The sequence below is a fragment of the Streptomyces sp. Act143 genome, assembly GCF_003143935.1.
Taxonomy (GTDB): Bacteria; Actinomycetota; Actinomycetes; order Streptomycetales; family Streptomycetaceae; genus Streptomyces.
Genome location: NZ_QFRX01000001.1, coordinates 5,055,327 through 5,073,926 on the forward strand (window position 1 = coordinate 5,055,327; position 18,600 = coordinate 5,073,926).

Genomic DNA, 18,600 nt, shown 5'->3' on the forward strand with positions numbered 1-18,600 from the left:
CGACGAGGACGAGCACCTGGACAAGCTGCGCGGCTACGCACAGGACTCCGGCGAGGGCCGCTGGACCGTGGAGGCCGCCATCGACAACGCGGTGCCGCTGCCGGCGATCACCGCGTCCCTGTTCGCGCGGTTCGCGTCCCGGCAGGACGACTCGCCGCAGATGAAGATGATCGCGGCGCTGCGCAACCAGTTCGGCGGCCACGCGGTCGAGAAGAAGTAATCCACAGGGTTGTTCACAACAGCCCACAAGCTGGGGGAGGTCGGCGCCCGACCATGCACGTCACGCATTTGTCGCTGGCCGACTTCCGCTCGTACGCCCGGGTCGAAGTTCCGCTCGACCCGGGCGTCACCGCCTTCGTCGGCCCCAACGGGCAGGGCAAGACGAACCTGGTCGAGGCGGTCGGCTATCTCGCCACCCTCGGCAGCCACCGTGTCTCCTCCGACGCGCCCCTGGTCCGCATGGGGGCCGACCGTGCGGTGATCCGGGCGCAGGTCAGGCAGGGCGACCGGCAGCAGCTGGTCGAGCTGGAGCTGAACCCGGGCAAGGCGAACCGTGCCCGCATCAACAGGTCGTCGCAGGTCAGGCCGCGTGATGTGCTCGGCATCCTCAGGACCGTCCTCTTCGCCCCCGAGGACCTCGCCCTGGTGAAGGGCGACCCCGGGGAGCGGCGCCGCTTCCTCGACGAGCTGATCACCGCCCGGTCCCCGCGCATGGCGGGCGTGCGCTCCGACTACGAGCGGGTCCTCAAGCAGCGCAACACCCTGCTGAAGTCGGCGGCGCTCGCGCGCCGGCACGGCGGCCGTTCCATGGACCTGTCCACGCTCGACGTGTGGGACCAGCACCTCGCGCGCGTGGGCGCCGAGCTGCTCGCCCAGCGGCTCGACCTGATCGCCGCACTCCAGCCGCTGGCCGACAAGGCGTACGAGCAGCTGGCGCCGGGCGGCGGCCCGATCGCCCTGGAGTACAAGCCGTCGGCGCCCGGCGAGGCCCACACGCGCGAGGATCTCCACGAGCAGCTCATGGCGGCGCTCGCGGAGGCCCGTAAGCAGGAGATCGAGCGGGGCGTCACCCTCGTGGGGCCCCATCGAGACGATGTGCTTCTCAAACTCGGTCAGCTGCCGGCCAAGGGATACGCCTCGCACGGCGAGTCCTGGTCGTATGCGCTGGCGCTGCGGCTCGCCTCGTACGACCTGCTGCGTGCGGAGGGCAACGAGCCGGTGCTGATCCTCGACGACGTGTTCGCCGAGCTGGACACCCGGCGTCGGGAGCGGCTGGCGGAGCTGGTGGCGCCCGGGGAGCAGGTGCTGGTGACGGCGGCGGTCGACGACGACGTACCGCATCTGCTGGTCGGGGCGCGGTACGCGGTCTCCGGTGGGGTGGTGGAGCGCGTATGAGCGGCCCTCAGGAGCCCGCTCCGAAGAAGACGCCCGAGCCCTCCGGCATCGACCTCGCGCGCGTGGCGCTGCGCGCGGCCAAGGAGCAGGCACGCGCGCGTGGGGACGCGGCGCAGCAGAAGAAGCAGGCGCGGCGGGGCGGCCTGCGCTCCGGCGCGCGCGCCGACGGGCGCGACCCGATGGCGCTGGGTGCGGCGATCAACCGGCTGATCAGTGACCGGGGCTGGGAGGCGCCGGCGGCGGTCGGCGGGGTCATGGGGCGCTGGCCGGAGATCGTCGGCGAGGACGTGGCCAAGCACTGTGTGCCGGAGCGCTACGACGAGGACGAGCGGGTGCTCGTGGTGCGCTGTGACTCGACCGCGTGGGCGACCAATCTGCGGCTGCTGGCGCCGACGCTGGTGGCGCGGCTCAACGAGGACCTGGGGCACGGTGCGGTGCGGGTGATCAAGGTGCAGGGGCCTGGTGGCCCCGCCCGGCGCTACGGTCCCCTGCGTGCCCCGGGCAGCACCGGCCCCGGTGACACCTACGGATGACACGGACGAGCCCGCAAACCTGTGGGTGACAGACATCACATCGACGGCCGTCGGCGGTCCTTCGGGACCTTCGGCGGCCGTCGTGTCGTACACCCGCACGCGGTTGCGAATCGCGACCTGACTCCCAAGTAGCCAAGGGTTGACAGCCGGAAGCGCTGAGTGCCTCCGTGAGCCTCTTGGAGCCCCGCTCCGTATATGGGGACCCGGCGGAGCGGTATTTCGGGCGGCACATGAGGACTCAGGTACCGGCAAACCCCCATCACTGTCGGCGCTACCGGTAGACTGGAAGCCAATCCCGCCCCATTCGTGGGGACCGCCGGGACAAGCTGAGCAACGCTGATCAAGGCTTACCAACGCAACATGCCGCAGCCGCTCCGGCAACCCGCCGACGAGCTTGGCTCGTGCTGTGCCAGAAAGGGCGCTTCGTGGCCGATTCCGGCAACCCCAACGAGAACATCCCGTCCACCGACGCCGGCGTGAACGGCGAGGTCACCGCCTCGTACGACGCCAGCGCCATCACCGTCCTCGAGGGTCTGGACGCGGTCCGCAAGCGACCCGGTATGTACATCGGCTCGACCGGCGAGCGCGGCCTGCACCACCTCGTGTACGAGGTGGTCGACAACTCCGTCGACGAGGCGCTGGCCGGGTACGCGGACACGATCGACGTGACGATCCTCGCCGACGGCGGCGTCCGGGTCGTCGACAACGGCCGAGGCATCCCGGTGGGCATCGTCCCGTCCGAGGGCAAGCCCGCCGTCGAGGTCGTGCTGACCGTGCTGCACGCGGGCGGCAAGTTCGGCGGTGGCGGTTACGCCGTCTCCGGTGGTCTGCACGGCGTGGGTGTGTCCGTCGTGAACGCCCTGTCGTCGAAGGTCGCCGTCGAGGTGAGGACCGACGGCCACCGCTGGACGCAGGACTACAAGATGGGCGTCCCGACCGCGGCGCTCGCGAAGCACGAGGCCACCGACGAGACCGGCACCTCGGTCACCTTCTGGGCCGACGGCGACATCTTCGAGACCACGGAGTACTCCTTCGAGACGCTCTCGCGGCGTTTCCAGGAGATGGCGTTCCTCAACAAGGGTTTGACGATCAAACTCACTGACGAGCGCGAGTCGGCGAAGGCGACGTCCGGTGCGGACGAGGCCGGTGCGGACGAGAAGGCCGAGGTCAAGCACGTCACGTACCACTACGAGGGCGGCATCGTCGACTTCGTGAAGTACCTGAACTCCCGCAAGGGAGACCTGGTGCACCCCACGGTCATCGACCTGGAGGCGGAGGACAAGGACAAGAGCCTGTCCCTCGAGGTCGCGATGCAGTGGAACAGCGGCTACAGCGAGGGCGTGTACTCCTTCGCCAACATCATCCACACCCACGAGGGCGGTACGCACGAGGAGGGCTTCCGTGCGGCGCTGACCTCCCTCATCAACAAGTACGCGCGCGACAAGAAGCTGCTGCGCGAGAAGGACGACAACCTCACGGGTGACGACATCCGCGAGGGTCTGACGGCGATCATCTCGGTGAAGCTGAGCGAGCCGCAGTTCGAGGGCCAGACGAAGACCAAGCTGGGCAACACGGAGGCGAAGACCTTCGTGCAGAAGGCCGTCTACGAGCACCTCAACGACTGGCTGGACCGCAACCCGGTGGAGGCCGCGGACATCATCCGCAAGGGCATCCAGGCGGCCACCGCGCGCGTGGCGGCCCGTAAGGCGCGCGACCTGACGCGTCGCAAGGGTCTGCTGGAGTCGGCGTCGTTGCCGGGCAAGCTGAGCGACTGCCAGTCCAACGACCCCACCAAGTGCGAGATCTTCATCGTCGAGGGTGACTCCGCCGGCGGCTCGGCCAAGTCCGGCCGCAACCCGCAGTACCAGGCGATCCTCCCGATCCGAGGCAAGATCCTCAACGTCGAGAAGGCGCGGATCGACAAGATCCTGCAGAACCAGGAGATCCAGGCGCTGATCTCGGCCTTCGGCACGGGTGTGCACGAGGACTTCGACATCGAGAAGCTCCGCTATCACAAGATCATCCTGATGGCGGACGCCGACGTCGACGGCCAGCACATCTCCACCCTGCTGCTGACGTTCCTGTTCCGCTTCATGCGGCCGCTGGTCGAGGCCGGGCACGTCTACCTCTCCCGTCCCCCGCTGTACAAGATCAAGTGGGGCCGGGACGACATCGAGTACGCGTACTCGGACCGTGAGCGCGACGCGCTGATCGAGATGGGCCGCCAGCGCGGCAAGCGGGTGCGCGAGGACTCGATCCAGCGCTTCAAGGGTCTCGGCGAGATGAACGCCGAGGAGCTGCGCGTGACCACCATGGACGTCGAGCACCGCGTCCTCGGCCAGGTCACCCTCGACGACGCCGCCCAGGCCGACGACCTGTTCTCGGTCCTGATGGGCGAGGACGTCGAGGCCCGCCGCGCGTTCATCCAGCGCAACGCCAAGGACGTCCGCTTCCTCGACATCTGAGTCGGTCTCAGCTGACCGCACCAGGAAGGATCTTCACCAGCAATGGCCGACGAGAACACTCCTGTCACCCCGGAAGAGGGCGGCGACGTCGTCATGCGGATCGAGCCCGTCGGGCTCGAGACCGAGATGCAGCGCTCGTACCTCGACTACGCGATGTCCGTCATCGTGGCCCGCGCGCTGCCGGACGTCCGGGACGGTCTCAAGCCCGTCCACCGCCGCGTCCTGTACGCGATGTACGACGGCGGCTACCGCCCCGAGCGCGGCTTCTACAAGTGCGCGCGCGTGGTCGGCGACGTCATGGGCAACTACCACCCGCACGGCGACTCCTCCATCTACGACGCCCTGGTCCGCCTCGCCCAGCCGTGGTCGATGCGCATGCCGCTCGTCGACTCCAACGGCAACTTCGGCTCCCCGGGCAACGACCCGGCGGCCGCCATGCGCTACACCGAGTGCAAGATGGCGCCGCTGTCGATGGAGATGGTCCGTGACATCGACGAGGAGACCGTCGACTTCACGGACAACTACGACGGCCGCTCCCAGGAGCCGACCGTCCTGCCGGCCCGCTTCCCGAACCTGCTGATCAACGGCTCGGCGGGTATCGCGGTCGGCATGGCGACCAACATCCCGCCGCACAACCTGCGCGAGGTCGCGGCCGGCGCCCAGTGGTACCTGGAGAACCCGGAGGCCTCCCACGAGGAGCTCCTGGACGCGCTCATGGAGCGCATCAAGGGCCCCGACTTCCCGACCGGCGCGCTGGTCGTGGGCCGCAAGGGCATCGAGGAGGCGTACCGCACGGGCCGCGGCTCGATCACCATGCGGGCGGTCGTCGAGGTCGAGGAGATCCAGAACCGCCAGTGCCTGGTGGTCACGGAGCTGCCGTACCAGACCAACCCCGACAACCTCGCGCAGAAGATCGCCGACCTGGTGAAGGACGGCAAGATCGGCGGCATCGCGGACGTCCGCGACGAGTCCAGCTCCCGCACGGGCCAGCGGCTCGTCATCGTCCTGAAGCGGGACGCGGTCGCCAAGGTCGTCCTGAACAACCTGTACAAGCACACCGACCTGCAGTCGAATTTCAGCGCCAACATGCTGGCCCTGGTCGACGGGGTCCCGCGCACGTTGTCCCTGGACGCGTTCATCCGACACTGGGTGACGCACCAGATCGAGGTCATCGTCCGCCGGACGAAGTTCCGGCTGCGCAAGGCCGAGGAGCGGGCGCACATCCTGCGCGGTCTGCTCAAGGCCCTGGACGCCATCGACGAGGTCATCGCGCTGATCCGGCGCAGTGAGACCGTCGACGTCGCGCGCACGGGCCTGATGGAGCTCCTGGAGATCGACGAGATCCAGGCCAACGCCATCCTCGAGATGCAGCTGCGCCGACTGGCCGCCCTGGAGCGCCAGAAGATCATCCAGGAGCACGACGAACTCCAGGCGAAGATCGCCGAGTACAACGCGATCCTGGCCTCGCCGGTCCGCCAGCGCGGCATCGTCAGCGAGGAACTTGCCGCGATCGTCGAGAAGTACGGCGACGACCGCAAGACGATGCTGGTCCCCTACGACGGCGACATGTCCATCGAGGACCTCATCGCCGAGGAGGACATCGTCGTCACCGTCACGCGCGGCGGTTACGTCAAGCGCACCAAGACGGACGACTACCGGGCGCAGAAGCGCGGTGGCAAGGGAGTTCGCGGCACGAAGCTGAAGGAAGACGACATCGTCGACCACTTCTTCGTCTCCACGACCCACCACTGGCTGCTGTTCTTCACCAACAAGGGCCGCGTCTACCGGGCGAAGGCGTACGAGCTGCCCGACGCCGGGCGTGACGCGCGTGGACAGCACGTCGCGAACCTGCTGGCCTTCCAGCCGGACGAGGCGATCGCGGAGATCCTCGCCATCCGCAACTACGAGGTGGCGCCGTACCTGATCCTGGCCACCAAGGGCGGTCTGGTGAAGAAGACGCCTCTGAAGGATTACGATTCGCCGCGTTCCGGAGGCGTCATCGCCATCAACCTCCGGGAGACGGAGGACGGTTCGGACGACGAGCTGATCGGAGCCGAGCTTGTTTCGGCCGATGACGATCTGCTTCTGATCAGCAAGAAGGCGCAGTCGATCAGGTTCACGGCGACGGACGAAGCACTCCGTCCCATGGGCCGTGCCACCTCGGGCGTGAAGGGCATGAGTTTCCGTGAGGGAGACCAGCTGCTCTCGATGAATGTTGTTCGACCCGGTACGTTCGTGTTCACTGCCACCGACGGTGGGTACGCGAAGCGGACCGCCGTCGACGAGTACCGCGTCCAGGGTCGCGGCGGCCTCGGCATCAAGGCCGCCAAGATCGTGGAGGACCGGGGTTCTCTCGTCGGCGCGCTGGTGGTCGAGGAGACCGACGAGATCCTCGCCATCACCCTGGGCGGCGGTGTGATTCGTACGCGAGTCAACGAGGTCAGGGAGACGGGCCGTGACACCATGGGCGTCCAACTGATCAACCTGGGCAAGCGCGATGCCGTCGTCGGCATCGCACGTAACGCCGAGGCGGGGCGCGAGGCGGAGGAGGTCGACGGCGAGGACGCCGTCGACGAGACCGCCGAGGATGCCGCGACCACCGGCACGGACGAGGGTGAGGCGCCCTCGGCCGAGTAGCACGAGGAGTGAGTCACGTGAGCGGAGCCACGGGCGCCGGACCGTCCAGTACCTCTTCCGGTACGGACACGGACGACGGCGGTCGTGGCTCCGCCGCGCGTACGAACGCCGCGCGGACGACCGACGCGCGCACCACGGACGGGCGGGCGACAGATTCGCACACGACCCAGCTGAAGGCGATCAAGTCGCCCGCGAAGGACTCTCCCGCACCCGACGCACCTGGATCACAGGGGGGAACTGTGACGGACACCCGAGGCCCGCAGACCCAGCAGTACGCGGCCGGCGCGGGCCCGGCTGCTCCGGGCGCACAGCCGCAGCCGTCGGCCCAGCAGGCGCCGTCGCCGCTGCCGGGGGAACGCCAGCCGCAGCAGGCCGCGGGGCCCTACCACCCGCCGCAGGCCTACCAGGCGCAGGCGGCTCCCACGGGCGCCGTACGCCGGCCGCGCACCGGCGCGCGGACGACACCGCGCACCCGCAAGGCGCGGCTGCGGGTGGCCAAGGCCGACCCCTGGTCGGTGATGAAGGTCAGCTTCCTGCTCTCCATCGCGCTCGGCATCTGCACGATCGTCGCGGCTGCCGTCCTGTGGATGGTCATGGACGCGATGGGCGTCTTCTCGACGGTCGGCGGCACCATCTCGGAGGCGACCGGCTCGAACGAGTCCAACGGCTTCGACCTCCAGGCGTTCCTCTCCCTGCCGAACGTCCTGCTGTTCACGACGATCATCGCGGTCATCGACGTCGTCCTCGCGACGGCCCTCGCGACCCTCGGCGCGTTCATCTACAACCTCTCCGCCGGCTTCGTCGGCGGCGTCGAGCTGACGCTCGCCGAGGACGAGTGAGCGGCCCCGACTATCGATTTTGGGACTGCCCCGGTCGTGCGCTAATCTTCAGGAGTCAGCGCGCGGGACACACACCGCAGAGCGCGGCGGGGCTATAGCTCAGTTGGTTAGAGCGCATCCCTGATAAGGATGAGGCCACAGGTTCAAATCCTGTTAGCCCCACAGCACGAAGACCCCCGGTCCACAGGACCGGGGGTCTTTTGGCACCCATCGTCGAGAGCCAGGAGGGGACATGCTGGACGGGCTGCGGGATTACACGGGGAGCATCCTGGTTTTCGGGATCCCTCTTGCCGCGGGCGCGGCCCTGTTCATCTGGCGCCACCAAAATCTGGCCCGCCGGGGCGTGACCGTCAGCGCGCTGTGCACCAACACCGCCCGGGACGCCAAGGGCCTGGTCACGCTCCGTCTGATGTATGAGGTGGACGGCAGGCAGTACCACCGCAACAGCATGCCGTACCAGTTCCCGCCCATCGGGGTGGGGCAGCGGCTGGACATCATCTACGACGCGAAAACCCCCGAGTACGCCGAGGTCGTGGAGCAGCGGGGGCGAGGCCGAGTGCCGTGGTTCGTCGGAGGAATTGCCCTGCTCTTCCTGGTGCTGCTCGGCCTCGCGCATCTGTGAGGCGCGTCCGGTGCACGGAAAGGCCCGGTCGCTGGCGACGGGGGATGCACCAGCGACCGGGCTATGGCCAAGGCTAACAACGGGGAAGGTGCTGGGGGAGGCGGCTGCTCGGGACCGGTGAGGTGTTGTGACCGGGATCACGTGATCCCGGTCAGTCCTCGCACGGGGGTTCATAGGCGAGCCGGGGCAGGTACTCGTGCCATTTGCCGGGCGTCAGGACGCCGTGCGTGGCCGAGCAGACGCGGTGGACCGCCGCGTCGACGTCGAGATTCCACAGCCGTACGGTGTCGACGCCACTGGAGATGCCCAGCAGATCGGCGCGCGGGCTGAAGGACAGGAAGCTGCCCGTCCTGCCGTTGGGGGTCATCGCCTGCCCGATGGGCGTCGCCAGCGCCGGGTCGGTGACGTCCCAGGCGCGGACCGTGTTGTCGTTGCCGCCGCTGGCCAGGGTGTCGCCGTCCCGGCTGAAGGTCAGGGACACGATCGCCTCGGTGTGGCCGGTGAGAACGGGGCCGGCCTGTGCCGCGTCGCCGGGGTCGGTGACGTCCCACAGGCGGACCGTGTCGTCGTCACCGGCGCTGGCCAGGGTGTGGCCGTCCGGGCTGTAGGCGAGGGTGTCGATGGGGCCGGAATGGCCGGTGAGCGGCTTGCCGAGCGGGGTCGCGTGACCGGGGTCGGTGACGTCCCACAGCCGTACGGTGTCGTCGGCGCCGCCGCTGGCCAGGGTGCGGCTGTCCGGGCCGAACACCAGGGAGTTGACGTACCCCTTGTGGCCGGACAGCGGGGCGCCCAGCCGGGTGAGGTGCGTGGGGTCGGTGACGTTCCACAGCTGGATCGTGCGGTCGTCGTGGGCCGTCGCCAGCAGCCGGCCGTCCGGGCTGAACGCCAGCGCCTCGGGACCCGGGAAACGCGTCCGGAGGGGGACGGGGCGGCCGTAGGGGACCGGACGGCGGGGATCGGCGACGTTCCACAGCTGCACCGCGTGACTGCCCGTCAGGACCGCCAGGACGCGGCCGCCGGGGGCGTACGCCAGCGCGTGGATGTCGCCCTCACCCGGTCGGAAGGGGGTGCCCAGGGGCTTGGGGCGGTCGGGGTCGGTGACGTTCCACAGACGGACGCGTTCGTCGCGGGCCGCGGTGGCGAGGACGCGGCCGTCGGGGCGGAACGCACCGATCCTGCCGGTCATGTCCGAGGTGGGGACCGACCACAGGCGGACCTTGTTGTCGCCGTTGCCGGTGGCGAGCGTACGGCCGTCGGGGCTGAAGCCGAGGGCGTACATCTCCCCGCTCGCGCCCGCCAACGGCTCCCCTATCTGCGACGGGTAGGCGGGGTCGGCGACGTTCCACAGGCTGGCCGTGCTGTCGGCGCTCGCGGCGGCCAGGCGCGTGCCGTCGGGGCTGAACGCCACCGACCAGACGGGGCCGGTGTGCCCGGTCAGCGGGGTGCCCAGCGGCTCGGGTCGGCGTGGATCGGCCACGTTCCACAGCCGTACGGTGTCGTCCGTGCTGCCGCTGGCGAGGGTACGGCCGTCCGGACTGAACGCCACGGAGTGGATGAGCCCGGTGTGCCCGGTCAACGGGCCCCCCAGCGGCTTCGGTTCGCGCGGTTCGGCCGTGTCCCACAGGCGGATCGTGTCGTCGTCGCCCCCGGCCGCCAGGGTCCGTCCGTCGGGACTGAACGCGACGGACCGCACGGCGGCGGTGGAGCCGGTGAGCGGCTTGCCGAGCGCCGCCGGGTGCGCGGGGTCGGTCACGTTCCACAGCCGTACGGTGCGGTCGTCGCCGGCGGAGGCCAGGGTGCGACCGTCCGGACTGAACGCGACGAGGTAGATCGTGCCGTCGTGGCCGGTCAGGGGCGCACCGAGGAGACGCGGGCGGCTCGGCTGCCGTACGTCCCACAGGCGGATCGTTCCGTCGTCCGAGGCGCTGGCGAGCGTGCGGCCGTCCGGGCTGAAGACCGCGCCGCTGACCCAGCTCGTGTGACCGGTCAGCGGCCTGCCGAGCGGCTTGGGGCGGGCGGGGTCGGAGACGTCCCACAGGCGGACCGTGCGGTCGTAACCGGCGGTGGCGAGGATGCGGCCGTCGGGGCTGAACGAGGTCAGGTAGACGGCGCCCGTGTGGCCCAGCAGCGGGGTGGCCAGCGGGGCGTTGGCCGTCGACAGCAGGCGGCTGCGCGCGCCCTCGTCGCCCCCGCGCAGCCGGTGCGCCACCAGGGCGAGCTGGGCGGACAGCGAGGGATCGGTGTCCTGGAAGCGGTCCGACTCGGCGACCACCTGCTCGAAGACGGCGTCGTCCCGCTGCTTCCACGCGATCACCGCGGCGCAGACGGCGACCAGGGTCAGCGCGAGCAGCGCGGAGATCGCGGCCCGGCTGATCCACACCGTGCGCCGGCGCAGCCGTACCGAAGCCGCCAGGAACTCCGTCGCGCTGCGGGTCAGGAGGGTGTCGCCGGCCGACTTCGCCCAGGTGCGGGCCTGTTCGAGACGCGAGCCGCGGTACAGCAGCGCGGAGTCGCGGTCGGAGTCCTCCCAGGACCTGCCGTCCTCCTCCAGGCGCTGGCGCAGCAGATTGCCGCCCCGGTCCTCGTCGATCCAGTCGCGCAGCCGCGGCCAGGCGTGCAGGAGCGCCTCGTGGGTGATCTCCACCGTCTCCGCGTCCAAGGTCACCAGCCGGGCCCGTACCAGCGCCTCCAGGGACTCCTCGGTCTTGTCGGGGTCCGCCGACTCCGCCGCCAGCTGCCGCCGCGTCCCGCGCCTGCGGGTGGCCTGGGTGTCCTCGCCGAGCCGGACCAGCCGCAGCAGGAGCAGTCGTGCGGCGGTACGGGCGGCCGGGTCCAGGCCGGACCAGGCCCGCTCGGCGGTCGCCGCCACCGCGCCCTGGATACCGCCCGCGGCGCGGTAGCCGGCCAGCGTCAGCCGGCCCGACTTGCGGCGCTGCCAGGTCGCGAGCAGGGCGTGGGACAGCAGCGGCAGCACCCCGGCGTCGTGGGCCCCGCGCGGCCCGTCGGCGCTCACCTCGCGCACGATCAGCTCCGCCAGGCCCGGCTCCAGCTCCAGCCCGACGGCCTTCGCCGGGGCGGTCACGGCCTCGCGCAGCTCCGCGCTGGTCAGCGGGCCGAGCACCATGTGACGGTGCTGGAGCGCGTCGGCGAGTTCGGGGTGGTCGAGGCACTGCTCGTAGAAGTCGGCCCGGACACCGAGGACGACCAGCACCGGGGCCGGATCGTCCGGGCCGTCGCCGGGCGCGGACAGGGTGTGCAGCAGCTGGACGAAGGTACGCCGGTCCTTCTCGTCGGCGCAGAGGGTGAACGTCTCTTCGAACTGATCGACGATCAGGACCGGGCGGGCGGGGCTGTCTCCCTCGGGGCGGTTTCCGCTGGGGCTGTCTCCGCCGGGGCTGTTTCTGCTGCGGCTGTCACCGTCAGGGCTGTTTCCGCTGGGACTGGCTCCGCTGGGGCCGACCCCGCTGGGACCGGCTCCGCTGGGACTGGCTCCCTTGGTGGCCCACGCCCGCGCCTGGTCCCGTACTGACCGGGCGAAGCCGGTCTCCTCGGGGTGCGGGGCCGTGGCGAGCTCGGGTATACGACGTGTCAGCTCCGCGAGCGGCTCCGCCCCCGGCACGAGCTGGACTACGTCCCGGCCCTGGTCGGTCAGCGCGGGCCCCAGACCGGCGTTGAGCAGGGAGGACTTCCCCGCTCCCGAGGCGCCCACGAGCATGACCAGTCCCCCGGACCGCTCCGCGCCGAGGAGGTGGGCGAGGAGGGCGTCGGTGCTGCGTTCGCGGCCGAAGAACCAGCGGGCGTCCTCGCGACGGTACGAGGCCAGGCCACGATAGGGGCAGACGCCGGCCGCGAGCGGGGGCGCTGCCTCGGCCGGGGGGCGCTCCTGGGTGGCGGGGGCAGTGGCAGCGGCGGCACCGGTCACCGCCTGCTCCCACAGGCGCTGCCAGTGGGTGAGGTCGTAGAGGCCGGTGGAGACCGGAGTGGGCTGGGCGCGGCGGGCCTGGGGTATCAGGATGTGCAGGACGGCCGCGAGCGCCGCGAACTGCGCGGGCACGTTCCTGGCCCGGCGCCAGTCGCTGATGCGCTGCGCGGAGACCTGTACGGGCCGCCCGCGCTCGTCGACCCGTTGCAGTCGGCCGACCGCCTCGGACACGCTCTTGAGGGGCGGATTTCCGGCCTCTCTGTACAGCAGGGCGAGGCGTTCGGCGAAGGCCGTGCGTGCCCCTGAGTCGGAACTCAAGGCCTCCACCCCTTACTTTCCTCGCCACTGGGCATCCGGACCGGAAAACTCACTCTATAGCGCTGACCTGCGGAAAAGTCGATTCCCCAGGTCCGGAACCTCCCCGGCGACGGCATCAGGGGGCAGGATCGGGCCACGACAGCACAGTTGACTGTGTGTCGTCTGAGCTTCCGCCGGAGTAATCACGGCCGCATCCGGACTGCCATGTTCCGGCCATTGCCCGGCCATTGCCCGGCCGCGCCGCCGAGGCGCAGGCCGACGCCGCCCCACAGTTCGGCACCGGTCCCCACGAGGGGAGGGACCGGTGCCGGACGATGGGGCGCGTGGGCGCGAGGCGCGTAGGTGCGTGGGCGCATGAGCGCGTGGGCACCTGGTGTCGTACGTCGTGGTCAGCGTCGTACGGCTTCTTCCTTGTCCTTTGTCCTTGTATCGGGCGGTACGCAAGTTCGCCGTTACGTCGGGTGGTGCCGGCGGGTGAGGGCCGGAGAGCGGGGCCGGCTAGGGGGCGGCGGTCGCAGGGGTGGCGGCGGTCGTCCGGTCGGTTGACCCGTTCATCGCCTGGTCGGTTGACCTGTCCATCGCCTCGTCGGTCGATTCCGTGTCCGCCGGGGAGCGGTGGCGGCAGCTCGGGGTCTTGCCGTGTGCCTCGGCGCGGATGCGCTGCTTCATCGTCGGGGGCAGGGACCTGACGTGGGCCGGCGACCAGGAGCAGGAGAGGGGCCAGGGGACAAGATCAGGCGTCGCCATCGGCGCGGTGCCGTTGCGGGCCGTGTCGGTCTGCGGTGCGGCCGCCGCGGCGGTCGTGGTGACGAGTCCGAGCGTCGTGCACAGCGCCAGGAAGGCGGTGACGATGACGGTCCACAGCTTCATGACCTTGTTCTGGTTCATGACCCCTCGCATTCAGGTTGGGCGATTTGCGTACTTTCCTCATGATGTGTATGCGGCTCGCGAAATCACGGACCGACGCCCACGGCGCGTCGATCTTCAGATGAACACCACTCGGATGGGTGCAAGGAGCCCGAAAACCGGAGGAGAGGGGAGCAGTGAGGTCAAAGTCACCGTGTGTGGAGGTCTGATCACCCTCCGATCGGAGCGGCGTCATCCACTTCTACTGCGCTGTGGAGAGCGGAAGTTGAGGGGCTGACGCAGGTCACCGATCGGTATCGGTCGGTGTGTATAGTCGGGCGCCAGAGGTCCCCTACGTCAAGGAAAGACGAGGTCGCGCGGTGAAGAAGCTTCTCCTGGTCGCACTGGCCGCCATCGGCGGGCTCCTCGTGTACCGCCAGATCCAGGCGGATCGCGCCGAGCAGGATCTGTGGACGGAGGCGACTGACTCCGTGCCCACGGGTTCGTGAGCACTGACACCCGGTAGCACTGACACCCGGTTTCTGACAGACCCCGGCCGCCGTTGCGGTCGGGGTTTTGCGTTCGGAATACGGGGGTGAGGCGCGCCCCGGCCGGGCAGGATGGGCCACGGTCCGGGACGAGGAGGGGTGGCGGGTCGTGGTGCGGCGGCGTACGGTGCGGTGGCGTTCTCGGCCCTGGGCTGCTCTGCGCCCGGCAGTCGTCGGAGTGGTCCTCGCGGCCGTCACTCTGACGGGGGAGGCTGCCTCGCCGGCGGTCGGTGCGGTGGGTTCTGCCGGTGTGGCTGGTTCTCTCCGTGCGGTGGGTTCTGTCGGTACGGCTGACTCTGCCGCTGCCGCCGGTTCTCTCGGTACGGACGCCTCGTACGGCTTCGCGTCCGACGATCAGCCGGTCGCCGGTGCCACGAGCACCGCGGACGCCGAGCTCCTCGCTCCTGGCAAGACGTACAAGAGCTCCCTTCCGGCGGGCCGTGATGCCGTCTACCGCCTCGAACTCGACGCCGTGTCGGACGCGTACGTCTCCGTCACCGCCGTCCCGCGCCCGAACACGACGGTGACCGCGTACGACGGCATCAGGGTCACCGTCCAGGACGCCAACAGCCGTACCTGCTCCACCGAGAGCGCTTCGGTCGGGGCGGGCCGCAGTGCGCGGCCGGTCGTGGCGTGGGGCAAGCGCGAGACCTTTCTCCGGCGTACCTCGTGCCAGGGCGACGGCTCCTACTACGTGATCGTCCATCGCATCGCCGGGACGGGCCCGGTCCAGGACGACTGGGACCTGGAGCTGGCGCCGTTCCTGGAGCCGCGCCTGGAGAAGGCCGCGGGCACCGCGCCGCCGGAGAGCTGGGACTCCGCTTCCCCCGAACCGCCCACGGGCGCGGCCGCACCCCGTCCCGGCGGCCCGGGCTTCGGCGCGGCCGTGGGGTTGGAACCGGGTGTCTGGAGCGCGGGCATCTCCCCGGGGCAGACGCTCTTCTACGCGGTACCGGTCGGCTGGGGGCAGCGAATCGACGCCACCGCCGAACTGGGCGGCACGGGCCGCGGTCCCTTTGTGGGCGGTGCCCTGACCATGTCGCTCTACAACCCTGCTCGCGGTCCCGTCGACGACGTGAGCATCGGCTACAGCGGCAGTCAGAAGTCGGGCTCGCTCGACTCCCTGCCGCCCGTCGGCTACGCCAACCGTTACGCCGTCTCCGACACGGTGAACGGCATGCGGTTCGCCGGCTCCTACTACCTCGTCCTGCATCTCGCCGAGCGGGTGGGCGAGGAGTTCGGTACCGAGCCGTTCGCAGTGACGTTTCGTGTGGGTGTCGACGGCGCGGCCGAGGCGGGGCCTGTGTATGACGGACGGTTCCAGCCTCCGGGGCCCTTCGAGGCCGCGGGGCGGGGGCAGCAGGCGCAGGGGCGGGGGGCGGGAGCTGCCGGGGGAGGTGGCGCCGGTGGGGCCGCGGGGGGCGACCCGGTGATGACGGTGGTCGCTGTCGTCGGGATCGGGGGCGGGACCGTGCTGCTGGCGGTGCTCGGGGTGTGGACGGTGGTGGCTCGGCGGCGGGCCAGGGGTGCCTGGTAGAGGGCGTGGGCCGAAGGCCGGCGGGAGCTGGTGGGAGCCGGTGTGGGTCGGCGCGGCGGGGGCCGGTGCGGGCCAGTGGGGCGGGAGCCAGTGGGGGGCAATGGGGGGCAATGGGGCCAGTGGGGGCGGCCGTGAGTGATCAGATGCGGGTCAGCGCCCAGAAGCCCACGGCGTAGCAGGTCAGCGCGAGCAGGAGGAGCGGGAGCGCCACCTTGGCCGGGGGGCCGGGGCGGCGTCGGGCTCTGGAGCCGCGGCGGCGGGGGGTTGCCTGAGCCGGAGACGCCGAAGATGCCGGAGGCGTGGGAGGGGCCGGAGAAACCGAGGGGGCCGGAGGCGGAACCTGCGGGGATCGGGCGGTGTATGAAGCAGTAGAGGCATCGGCGCGCTGACGCGGGAGGGGCGGGGCCAGAGGCGGTGCCGGGAGGGGGGACTGGTGTGGCGCTCGGGCTTCGTGGCGCTGTGGCTCGGGGAACTGTGGCTTGGAGGACTGTGCCTCGGGGGGCTGTGGCTTGGGGGACTGTGGTTCGAAAGCGCTTGGCGGAAAGGCCTGTGGCTCGGCGGCCTGCCGCTCGGACGAGGGGGTGGGGGTCTGCGGAGGCGGCAGGTGGAAGCTGCCGGTGTCCGACATGGAGGGTCGCTGCGCTCCGGTCGACCGGTCCGTGGCGGGAGCGTGCCGGGGGCGGGGTGGTGTGGCGTCCGGCGTGAGACCGGTGGCGCTGCTCTGCCGCGGGTCGGGCGGCGGGGCGGCTGCGCGGGCGGTGGTGTGACGTGGATCGGTCGTCACCGAACCCGTGCCGGGCCATACGGAGGCCGGGGAGCTGTCCGGCCAGGAGGACTCCCCCGGCTGCCTGCGCGTGCTGCCCGATGCGCTCCTCGCTCCTCGCGTGGTCTCCACGCCCGGCGCCCGCTTGAGGGGCCCCTCGGTGCCGAACCCCGGCGGCAGGGGCCCCAGTTGGTCGAAGATCTCGATCAGCTCGTCGTCGGGGCCGGGTTCGGGCAGCAGTTCCGTGGCCGCGGCGAGCGCCTTGCGCGCCCCCGTGGCCGTGCGGAACCGCGCCTGCGGATCAGGCTGCAGCAGCGTGGCCACGACCTGCCACAGCGGTTCGGGTATGCCTTTGGGCGGGCCCGGTGTGCCGTGCGCCGCGAAGTACTGCACGAGCGCCTTGGTGTCGGGCTTGGCTCCCTCCAGGAGATACAGCGCGACCAGTCCTACGGCGAACAGGTCGGCGGGGAAGTCCGGTTCGGATCCCGTCATCTGCTCGGGCGCGATGTAACCGGGCGTCCCCACCACGAGGTTGGTCTCGGTCAGGCGCGGCTCGCCCAGCCGCATGGCGATGCCGAAGTCGGACAGCCGCAGCCGGGGGCGGCCCGTGCCGGTGGCCTCCAGCAGCAGGTTGGCGGGCTTGATGTCCCGGTGGACGACGTCCTCCGCGTGCACCGCGGCCAGCCCGGACAGCAGTTGGTCGAGCAGGACGCAGACGAAGGAGGGCGGCAGCGGGCCGTAGTCCCCGACCAGATGGACCAGCGAGCCGCCGCCCACCAGGTCCATGGTGAACAGGACCTTGTCGTCGTCGGCGGCCCAGCTGGCGGGCGCGAGCACATGGGGGTGGTCGATCCGCAGCGCCTGCTCACGGACGAACCGCAACAGGGAGTGCGCGTCGCTCTGCTGGAGCACCTTCGCGGCGACATAGCGCCGGCGCCGGTGGTCCCAGGCGCGCCAGACGGCGCCGACGCCACCGCGCCCGATCGGGTCGACGAGTTCGTACCGGCCGGCGAAGACCTCACCCATGGCTGTGCGTCGCTCCTCCCCCTTCGGTCTTCCCCCTTGCCTCCCCCTCTGCGAGGGATACGACTCCCGTCGTATCCCTCCGAGATGAGTGACACCCCTCATGCCCGGGGCCCAGCGGCAGGACACGCCCCCACATGTCCTTCTCCAGCCCCTCTGCGGTGAGGCACGACCCCCTCGCACCCCTTCTCGTCCTCCTCGGCTGTCGGCCCGGCTGCCGCCCCCTTCGGTGACCGGGCCCCGGGGTCAGCTCTGGTGGGACTGGTAGTGCGTGACGGCGTCGGAGGTGCGGCCGGCGCCGTAGACCCGGAGGAACTCTGCCAGTTCCGGGTGGGTCGGGGCGAGGGTGTCGGCGGCGTCGATGATGTCGCCGGCGGCCGCGACCGAGCGCAGCAGCGACTGGATCTCGCGGACGACCCGCTTGACCGTCGGCGCTCCCGAACTGCTGGTCGTGGTCGTGGCGTTGCTGAGCACCGAGCCCCCCTGCGACTTCTTGATCTCGTCCATCCGTTCGGTCGCCTCGGCGGCGCTGACGCTGCCGTCCGCGACCTGCCCCGCCAGGTCCTGGAGCAACTGCACCCGCTGCACCACGGCCGGGTTGCCGATCTTCGCCCGCTGGCCGCTCATCAACTGCGACAGCATCGGTGCGGACAGGCCCAGTACCCCCGCGAGACGAGCCTGGTTGAGGCCAAGATCGTCTATGAGCTTACGGAAGAGCGCCCCCAGCGGCTCCCCGTACCAGTTCCGCTGCAGTTCCCGCGCTCTTGCGGTGGCTTCCTGCTGTGCGGCGTCCATTGCGTCTCCCCATCGCTTCCCCAAATACCGCGGTTCGCTGTAGCGAACCACGCCGAGCATCTTACGGAGAGTGGTCATCCATCGGGACCCCCAATCTTTTTGCGAGATACCCGGGGCGACCCGGTACTCTGGTCTGCGGCGCCCGCCGGACGTGTGACTCTTCCGGACGGACGCTCCTTTTCCGGGGCCTTAGCTCAGTTGGTAGAGCGCTGTCTTTGCATGGCAGATGTCAGGGGTTCGACTCCCCTAGGCTCCACTTCAATGAACCCCCCTGACCTGCGGAAACGCGGTCAGGGGGGTTCTTCTGTCGGTTTCTTGCGCTGACACCTGGCGGAGTTCGGGGCGACCTGCGACAAG

At 70.5% G+C, this 18,600-nt stretch carries 12 protein-coding genes, 2 tRNA genes and 1 pseudogene; 11 read left to right on the forward strand and 4 right to left on the reverse strand.

Going from position 1 to position 18,600, the window contains the following annotated elements:
• The 8 genes and pseudogenes from DI272_RS45450 to DI272_RS22895 all read left to right on the forward strand — a co-directional run.
• Positions 1–220 (forward strand): annotated as a pseudogene (locus DI272_RS45450) (6-phosphogluconate dehydrogenase); the annotation flags it as partial.
• Positions 221–273: 53 nt separating this feature from the next.
• Complete coding sequence (gene recF, locus DI272_RS22865; RefSeq protein WP_109497155.1) at positions 274–1,395, forward strand: DNA replication/repair protein RecF; 1,122 nt, start codon at positions 274–276, stop codon at positions 1,393–1,395.
• The gene (locus DI272_RS22870) at positions 1,392–1,928 is read left to right on the forward strand and encodes a DUF721 domain-containing protein (protein ID WP_109497156.1); all 537 of its coding nucleotides are present in this window, start codon (positions 1,392–1,394) and stop codon (positions 1,926–1,928) included. The genes recF and DI272_RS22870 overlap by 4 nt, the downstream gene beginning before the upstream one ends.
• Before the next feature lie 425 nt (positions 1,929–2,353).
• Positions 2,354–4,393: a DNA topoisomerase (ATP-hydrolyzing) subunit B gene (gyrB, locus tag DI272_RS22875; RefSeq protein ID WP_181387285.1), complete on the forward strand. Its 2,040-nt coding sequence runs from the start codon at positions 2,354–2,356 to the stop codon at positions 4,391–4,393.
• A 42-nt stretch (positions 4,394–4,435) separates the two neighbouring features.
• A complete protein-coding gene (gene gyrA / locus DI272_RS22880; RefSeq protein ID WP_109497158.1) occupies positions 4,436–7,030 on the forward strand; it encodes a DNA gyrase subunit A in 2,595 nt (864 codons plus the stop codon).
• A gap of 17 nt (positions 7,031–7,047) precedes the next feature.
• Positions 7,048–7,869 (forward strand): DUF3566 domain-containing protein, encoded by an 822-nt coding sequence (locus DI272_RS22885; RefSeq protein WP_109497159.1) that lies wholly within the window; start codon positions 7,048–7,050, stop codon positions 7,867–7,869.
• 88 nt (positions 7,870–7,957) lie between these two features.
• Positions 7,958–8,031 (forward strand) — tRNA-Ile (locus DI272_RS22890).
• Between the two features lie 70 nt (positions 8,032–8,101).
• The gene (locus DI272_RS22895; RefSeq protein WP_109497160.1) at positions 8,102–8,491 is read left to right on the forward strand and encodes a DUF3592 domain-containing protein; all 390 of its coding nucleotides are present in this window, start codon (positions 8,102–8,104) and stop codon (positions 8,489–8,491) included.
• 151 nt (positions 8,492–8,642) lie between these two features.
• On the opposite strand, the gene DI272_RS22900 is transcribed toward DI272_RS22895, so the two are convergent.
• Together DI272_RS22900 and DI272_RS22905 are read right to left on the reverse strand one after the other, a co-directional pair.
• The gene (locus tag DI272_RS22900; RefSeq protein WP_258314634.1) at positions 8,643–12,740 is read right to left on the reverse strand and encodes a hypothetical protein; all 4,098 of its coding nucleotides are present in this window, start codon (positions 12,738–12,740) and stop codon (positions 8,643–8,645) included.
• Between the two features lie 489 nt (positions 12,741–13,229).
• Entirely contained in the window at positions 13,230–13,619 is a 390-nt protein-coding gene (locus tag DI272_RS22905; protein ID WP_109497161.1) for a DUF6344 domain-containing protein, read from the reverse strand.
• A gap of 338 nt (positions 13,620–13,957) precedes the next feature.
• On the opposite strand from DI272_RS22905, the gene DI272_RS22910 reads away from it, so the two are divergent.
• Both DI272_RS22910 and DI272_RS22915 read left to right on the forward strand, forming a co-directional pair.
• The gene (locus DI272_RS22910; protein WP_003999697.1) at positions 13,958–14,086 is read left to right on the forward strand and encodes a DLW-39 family protein; all 129 of its coding nucleotides are present in this window, start codon (positions 13,958–13,960) and stop codon (positions 14,084–14,086) included.
• Positions 14,087–14,396: 310 nt separating this feature from the next.
• A complete protein-coding gene (locus tag DI272_RS22915) occupies positions 14,397–15,662 on the forward strand; it encodes a hypothetical protein (RefSeq protein ID WP_258314635.1) in 1,266 nt (421 codons plus the stop codon).
• Positions 15,663–15,801: 139 nt separating this feature from the next.
• Here DI272_RS22915 and DI272_RS22920 read toward each other — a convergent pair whose 3' ends face one another.
• Together DI272_RS22920 and DI272_RS22925 are read right to left on the reverse strand one after the other, a co-directional pair.
• Positions 15,802–17,451 carry a serine/threonine-protein kinase gene (locus tag DI272_RS22920; RefSeq protein ID WP_109497162.1) on the reverse strand — a complete coding sequence of 550 codons (1,650 nt, stop codon included), beginning with the start codon at positions 17,449–17,451 and terminating at the stop codon, positions 15,802–15,804.
• A 243-nt stretch (positions 17,452–17,694) separates the two neighbouring features.
• Positions 17,695–18,243, reverse strand: coding sequence for a DNA-binding protein (locus DI272_RS22925; protein ID WP_109497163.1), 549 nt, complete (start codon positions 18,241–18,243; stop codon positions 17,695–17,697).
• 183 nt (positions 18,244–18,426) lie between these two features.
• Between DI272_RS22925 and DI272_RS22930 the strand changes: the two genes are divergently transcribed.
• A tRNA-Ala gene (locus DI272_RS22930) sits at positions 18,427–18,499 on the forward strand.
• Positions 18,500–18,600: the final 101 nt, after the last annotated feature.